The sequence below is a fragment of the Synechococcus sp. Cruz CV12-2-Slac-r genome, from assembly GCF_024346075.1.
Classification (GTDB): Bacteria; Cyanobacteriota; Cyanobacteriia; order PCC-6307; family Cyanobiaceae; genus Synechococcus_D.
On record NZ_JAGQEK010000152.1, the window covers coordinates 1 to 3,709 of the forward strand.

General features: G+C 55.3%; 4 protein-coding genes and 1 pseudogene. All 5 read right to left on the minus strand.

Going from position 1 to position 3,709, the window contains the following annotated elements:
• Positions 1-2: 2 nt before the first annotated feature.
• Positions 3-1,463, minus strand: coding sequence for an ATP-dependent RecD-like DNA helicase (locus KB557_RS09655; RefSeq protein ID WP_399218955.1), 1,461 nt, complete (start codon positions 1,461-1,463; stop codon positions 3-5).
• Positions 1,456-1,959 (minus strand): divergent PAP2 family protein, encoded by a 504-nt coding sequence (locus tag KB557_RS09660; RefSeq protein WP_255133666.1) that lies wholly within the window; start codon positions 1,957-1,959, stop codon positions 1,456-1,458. The genes KB557_RS09655 and KB557_RS09660 overlap by 8 nt, the downstream gene beginning before the upstream one ends.
• Entirely contained in the window at positions 1,956-2,858 is a 903-nt protein-coding gene (gene crtE, locus KB557_RS09665; RefSeq protein ID WP_255133668.1) for a geranylgeranyl diphosphate synthase CrtE, read from the minus strand. Before crtE ends, KB557_RS09660 begins: the two co-directional genes overlap by 4 nt.
• Before the next feature lie 55 nt (positions 2,859-2,913).
• The gene (locus tag KB557_RS09670; protein ID WP_255133670.1) at positions 2,914-3,405 is read right to left on the minus strand and encodes a thermonuclease family protein; all 492 of its coding nucleotides are present in this window, start codon (positions 3,403-3,405) and stop codon (positions 2,914-2,916) included.
• A pseudogene (locus KB557_RS09675) lies at positions 3,402-3,709 on the minus strand (bifunctional 5,10-methylene-tetrahydrofolate dehydrogenase/5,10-methylene-tetrahydrofolate cyclohydrolase); the annotation flags it as partial. The gene KB557_RS09670 and the pseudogene KB557_RS09675, both read right to left, overlap by 4 nt.

A 3,709-nucleotide genomic window follows, 5' to 3' on the forward strand; every position in this document is an offset into this window, starting at 1 on the left:
GCTTAGGCCAGTTTCAAATCATTAGTTAGCCATTCCCGCCAAAGCTCTTGCTCCCTTACAGGTTGATCACTGCTACCCACAAGCCATACCCGCCGCCGCGCCCTACTCACTGCCACATAAATAAGTTGGCGGCGCACCTCTTCCTCCTGGGGCCAATAAACATCAGGAGCAACGAATACATCGCCAAAACTGCTGCCTTGGCTGCGATGCACCGTTAACACCGCTGCAGGTCCCACTGCTGCAAAAGCATCCCGCAGCAGGAAATATTGGCGCCATAAAAGGCTTCTTTGCTTTCCAGCTGCCCCTTTGGCGCGGCTGCGTAGATCGTTAAGAGCAAGATCTAAACGTTGGCGCCCATCACTGCCCGGAGCTGGAGCTAAACGCAATCGCAATTGGCTTTCGCCAGCATCCACATCAACCCTCAGGGTTTCAATTACTGGGGCATCGGCAATACCAAGATCGGCTAAATCACAGCGATCCGGTGCCACATCACGCACAACTAACTCACGATTGGAGCCCAACACCAGATCTGCCTGTTCGCTGTTGGCTAAACCCTCTTGGCAGGCGGGCGCCATTACCGCAGCCCTAGTGATCAAAACCTCCCCTGGCAGCACCGAAAGCTGATCGGCCATGTCGCCATGCAAAGCGCGGCGGGCGATCGGCACCAAGCGCTCCAAGGTGCGATTCGTAAAACACAGCAAACGGGCATGGTCGGGATCAAGCCGTTCGCTACTGAGCCGCAGGGCTGCCTGAGCTTCTGCAATCCACTCATCACGGCACACCACAGCCACCTGCCCCTCTGTTGCACTGATCGCCGCCATCAGTGGTGCTTGACGGCTAGGGAGCGCACCCGTGCGTAATCCACTGGCTAAACGCAATACAGGGCCGCCATGGCGCACCACTTCCGTTAACTGGTATTGAGCCGCTCGCTGCAAAGCAAAAACAGCACTGCTGCTTTCGCCAACTGGAGGTAACTGGGCTGGATCGCCAACAAATACAAGCCTGGTGCCAAAGGGATGGGCGCATTGCAGGGTGATTTCTAAAAGCCTGCTATCCACCATCGAAGCCTCATCCAGCAGCACGAGGCCGATTTGCTCAAGGGCGGTGGCTGTTTGTTCGGTGGGTTCGCAGCTTTCGCGTTCCTCTTGGCGACTGAGCTTGAGACGCAATAAACGGTGAATGGTGGAGGGATACCAGGTGGGCCGCAAAGCTTGGTTTTCTAAGGCCGAACGCAATACCCCCACGGCTTTATGGGTGGGGGCTGCCACGGTCCAACAAAGACCGGCCTTATCTGCAAGGGCAAGAAAGCGCACTGATAAAAATGTTTTACCGGTGCCTGCATAGCCACTCAACACAAATGGTTGGCCGGCGGCAGGTTCGTTTAGCCATGCCGTAAACGCTTCTAAGGCAATGGTTTGTTGGCTTGTTAAAACGGAGCCATCGGGATAACTCAGTTCAACCAACCCCCTGGAAAAAACCAAAACGTTGGGCCAGCATCAAGGGGCTACCGAGCCAGGCCTCACCTGGTAGAGCCACCAAAGGGCCCAGCAAAGCGCCTACAAAAACCTGCAATTTTGTATGCCCCAAACTGGTTTTTAAAACTGCCAAACCCTGGTTTGCGCCAATTTGGTTAAGCCGTTCGGCCATCTTTCCTGCTGCCATGCGCACACCGCTGGCGTCGTACATCACCACAAAAGCCACCGTTACCGCAAGGGCAAAAAGGGGGGAATCCAAACCGTTCTCCCAAGCGATTCCAGCTGCAGTGCCGGTTACAAAGGCGGAATGACTCGAGGGCATCCCACCGGTTTCAAACAACACCGCTAAGCGCCAGCGGCGCTGTTGCACCAGCTCAACAAATAATTTTGAGAGTTGGGCAAAGCCACAGGCAAGAAGCCCCCAGGTGAGGGCGCCGTTATTAAAAAATGCGGCCGCTAAAGGAGTTGCTTGAAAAAATGTCATCGGTCGCGAGCGGTGATGTAACCGGCAAGGGAGAGGAGGGGTTGGGCTGCGGCACTCCAGGGTTCGAGCACCTCACGGGCTTCCTTAACAAGATTTTCTGCCCGTTCACGGGATGCTTCAAGCCCCAACAGCTTGGGGTAGGTGGTTTTATCAGCGGCAAGATCTTTACCCGCGGTTTTACCGAGCACTTCACTGCTAGCTGTTACATCGAGAATGTCGTCGATAATTTGAAATGCCAACCCAATAGCTCTTGAATAACGGCGCAGGGCAAGCAATAAATTTTCCTCAGCCCCAGCAATCATCGCTCCTGTGAGCACAGATGCTTGCAGCAAAGCACCTGTTTTATGTAGGTGAATATATTCAAGAGTGTCTAGATCTACCTCCACCCCTTCACTGGCCAGATCAACAATTTGCCCGCCCACTAGGCCTGGGGCACCAGCCGCCAACGACATTTCGCCAATCACCTTTAGCAACCTTTCCGGTTCCACCCCTGGGCTGCGTAGGGCCACCATTTCAAATGCCCTTGTTAACAGCGCATCACCGGCAAGGATTGCAGTTGCTTCCCCATAAACCTTGTGGCTGGTGGGGCGCCCTCTACGCAAATCATCGTTATCCATAGCCGGCAGGTCGTCGTGAATCAACGACATGGTGTGAATCATTTCTAAGGCGGTAGCTGTTGGCAGCGCCAGAGCTGAATCACCACCTGCGAGTTCGCAACTGGCAAGGCAAAGGATTGGTCTCAAGCGTTTACCGCCTGCCAGCAGCGAATAACGCATCGCCTCACGCAAGGATTCCGGCCGTTCCGGGCCCAGAGCAGCCTCAAGGGCTGCTTCTACCCGTTCGCGGCCTTTGTTTAGATATTGCTGGAAATCAAAGCCAGCGCAGACCGCAGCGATCATGGGCGGAGGTCGTGGGGGCTCGAGATCTAAGAATTCTCCTCCAGCAAGGGGCTATTCATGGCTCCTGGTTGGAATTGTTTCTCTCTAAGCGCAAATCCCAGGGGCGCTTAATACCGCCGGGCTCGTTCCACACCCCCACATTTAATTCCTTTGCAGTGGTTTCTGCAGCTGCGTAGGGAAGGTCGTCGCAACGGCCCAGATAACCATCGTGAACAAAAAGCATTCCGGTTTTCAACATCTCCGGAGCCACATCAAAGCCGCCCCGCCGCACTACCCCAACGATCCGCCCGTATACATCTCTAGCCCTCAGTTCAACAGTTACCGCAGTGCCCACAGGTAATTCCGCCGCTAAAGCTGCCCGTGATTGCTGCGCCCAGGGTTGCTGGCTTTGATCTGGTGCATCAACGCAGGCCAAGCGCACGCGCCGGTTCAAGTTGGCCAATCGCACCTGCAACACATGGCCGTCCTCCACCGCAACAACCCGTCCGGATTGCAAAGGCACTGCCGCAAGAAGGTTGATCGAAAGGGGAAGCAGAAAAGCAATCACAGGCCTGCACAGGGCTCGCTTAGATCATGCTGCTGCGCCCACATCCTCACCGTATTCAGTAGCAGCATTGTTACGGTCATGGGTCCTACACCTCCTGGCACCGGCGTAATTGCTTTTGCCAAGGGTTCCACTTCCTCAAATTTCACGTCGCCAACAAGCCCCCCTTGCTTTCGGCGGTGGATACCCACATCCACCACCACCGCTCCAGGGCTTATGTGAGCTGCTCCGATTAATTCAGGCCGCCCTGCAGCCACCACAACTAATTCAGCATTACGGCAGAGCCCCTCAAGATCAAGGCTGCGGG

Coding starts and splice junctions, on each gene's coding strand:
- KB557_RS09660 (WP_255133666.1), bottom strand. CDS start 1,959: ATGACATTTTTTCAAGCAACTCCTTTAGCGGCCGCATTTTTTAATAAC.
- crtE (WP_255133668.1), bottom strand. CDS start 2,858: ATGATCGCTGCGGTCTGCGCTGGCTTTGATTTCCAGCAATATCTAAAC.